Source organism: Alphaproteobacteria bacterium, assembly GCA_035625915.1.
In the GTDB taxonomy this organism is placed as follows: Bacteria; Pseudomonadota; Alphaproteobacteria; order JACZXZ01; family JACZXZ01; genus DATDHA01.
Genome location: DASPOR010000040.1, coordinates 1 through 2,640 on the forward strand (window position 1 = coordinate 1; position 2,640 = coordinate 2,640).

The 2,640-nt window shown below is 62.3% G+C and carries 1 protein-coding gene and 1 pseudogene; both read left to right on the forward strand.

Annotation, left to right across the window (positions count from 1 at the left end; all coding sequences use genetic code 11):
• Positions 1 to 1,150, forward strand: a pseudogene (locus tag VEJ16_03830) (IS1634 family transposase).
• Between the two features lie 202 nt (positions 1,151 to 1,352).
• Positions 1,353 to 2,192 (forward strand): IS5 family transposase, encoded by an 840-nt coding sequence (locus VEJ16_03835; GenBank protein HYB08780.1) that lies wholly within the window; start codon positions 1,353 to 1,355, stop codon positions 2,190 to 2,192.
• Positions 2,193 to 2,640 lie beyond the last annotated feature (448 nt).

The window sequence follows — 2,640 nt, forward strand, 5'->3', positions numbered from 1 at the left end:
GATCTCCTGCTCTACGATCTGACCAGCACGTATTTCGAGGCCGAGCCGCCGTTCGGCGAGGGCGACAAGCGGCGCTTCGGCTACTCGCGCGATCACCGGCCCGACTGCGTGCAGGTGGTGATCGCGCTGGTGGTCACGCCCGAGGGTCTTCGCCTACGAAGTCCTGTCCGGAAACACGTCGGACAAGACGACGCTGCGGGATTTTCTCGGCAAGATCGAACGGCAATACGGCAAAGCCAGGCGCATCTGGGTGATGGATCGCGGGATTCCCACCGAGGAAACGCTCGCCGAAATGCGTGAGGCCAATCCGCCCGTGCAATATCTCGTCGGCGTGCCGAAGGGACGCCTGAGCCGACTCGAGCGTGACCTCATCAGCAAGCCTTGGCAGGAGGCCCGCCCCGGCGTCGAGGTCAAGCTGTTGCCGCAGGACGGCGAGCTCTACGTGTTCGCCCAAAGCCTCGACCGGGTCGCCAAGGAGCGCAGCATGCGCAGGCGGCAATTGAAGGGGCTATGGGCGCGGTTGAAAGACCTGCACAGGATGTCCGTCAATCTGGCGCGCGACGAACTCTTGATCAAACTCGGACAGGCCAAAGCCAAGTGGCCGCGCGGATGGCGCCTGGTCGAGGTCGAGATCGACCCGAAGCGGGCCGCATTCCGCTATCGGCTCGATCGCAAGAAACTCAAGCAGGCGCGTCGGCGCGAAGGGCGCTATCTCTTGCGCAGCAATCTGACCGAGAGCGATCCCGCCGCCTTGTGGAGCTACTACATCCAACTGGTCCAGGTGGAGGAAGCGTTTCGAACGCTCAAGGGCGACCTCGCCGTCCGGCCGATCCACCATCAGGAGCCATGGCGCATCGAGGCGCACATCTTCATCGCCTTTCTCGCTTATTGTCTGCACGTCACGCTCGGCCGCCGCCTCAAAGGGCTCGCGCCGGGCCTCACCCCGCGAAGCGTGTTCGAGAAATTCGCCGCCGTTCAGATGATCGACGTTCATATCCCGACCGCCGACGGCCGGCAATTGCAGCTGACCCGATACACCCAGCCGCAGCCCGATCTGACGCTGCTCCTGCACCGGCTCAAGCTCGACCTGCCCGACCAGCCGCCCCCCAAAATCACCGCCGCCCAGGCCGCCGCCGCACTCCCCCTGTAGTGCCGACCTTCCGGGGGTCGCCTCAACATTTTCAGAGCGTTATCCCCTCCACCCCGCCCCAATCGGCGAACTTCGGCTAAAGCGCTTGCCTAACTGATCTCGTACTAAGGACAGGCCCAACGATAAGTGTCCGTCCCGAAAGTTGTTGAGTCCCATGAATCGGTTGTGATTCCATAGAAGGAGAACCGAATCGGGGGCGCCAATGTGGACGAACGAGAACCGAGCGAAATACAAGCGTGACCATTTGCGATACCCGAGCGACCTGACGGATCAGGAGTGGGCGCATGTTGAACCGCTCATTCCTCCGGCGAGGCGAGGAGGCCGCAAACGCGAAACAAACATGCGAGAGGCGCTCAACGCCGTGATGTACGTGCTGAGCACCGGATGCCAATGGCGTTATCTTCCCAGGGATTTGCCGCCGCGCAGCACCGTCTATCGTTACTTTTGCGACTGGAGCATTGATGGCGTGTTGGATCGCATCCATGACGCGCTCTACGAAAAGTGTCGCGAGCAGGCCGAACGCGAGGCCAGCCCGACCGCCGCCATCATCGACAGCCAAAGCGTGAAAAGCGCGGAAAAAGGCGGGGCCTCGATCGATCCGCACGGGTTCGATGCGGGAAAGAAGATCAAGGGCAAGAAGCGCCACCTTCTCGTCGACACGCAAGGGCTGCTGATGCAGGCCATCGTTCATTCCGCCGACGTTCAGGACCGCGACGGCGGAGCTCTGTTGCTCGCGACGCTGCTTGGCCGGTTCCCTTATCTCGAAAAACTGTTCGCCGACAGCGCCTATCAGGGGCCGATCTTCGCCGAAGCGGTCGCCAAGATCCTGTCTCGGGTCAAGATCGAGATCGTCAAACGATCCGATCAGGCAAAAGGCTTCGTCACGCTGCCCAAGCGCTGGATCGTCGAGCGAACGATCGCTTGGCTCAACCGCTGCCGAAGACTGGCCAAGGACTGGGAGAACCTCAGCTTCACAGCCCTCGTGTTCCTTCGCTTCGCCTCCATCCGCCTCATGTTGCGAAGGCTCTGCAATCCCGCATGAACTTTCGAGTCAGACTCTTAAGCCGCTGTCGCACGGTTAGATGGAGTCCGACAGGAGGGGAGAGAGGCGCTCGTCGCCCGTATCAACGAGCGCCATGAGCGCCGTCGCGGCGCCATCGAATCCCGCTTCCGCACCCAACACAGAAGGGACTCTGGTTAAACCGCGCCTCGGCAGGGAAATGTGACTCTGTCAAACTAATCGGGAACCCCGCCCCGCGCAATCGCTTGCCTCCCGCTGTCCGCCGATAGGCGTCAGATAGGCGCCCGACTTTCGTCGAAAACGGCTCGACGGCGCTGGGGCTTGTGTACTAGACCGAAAGCCGTTGGGAACCGTTCGGCGAGGCGCCGCGGCAAGCCCTCATCCCCGGCCCCTCTCCCATCGGGAGAGGGGGGAGGCCCCTATGAGCGATCTCGCCCAATCGATCCGCACGATCCCCGATTATCCGAAG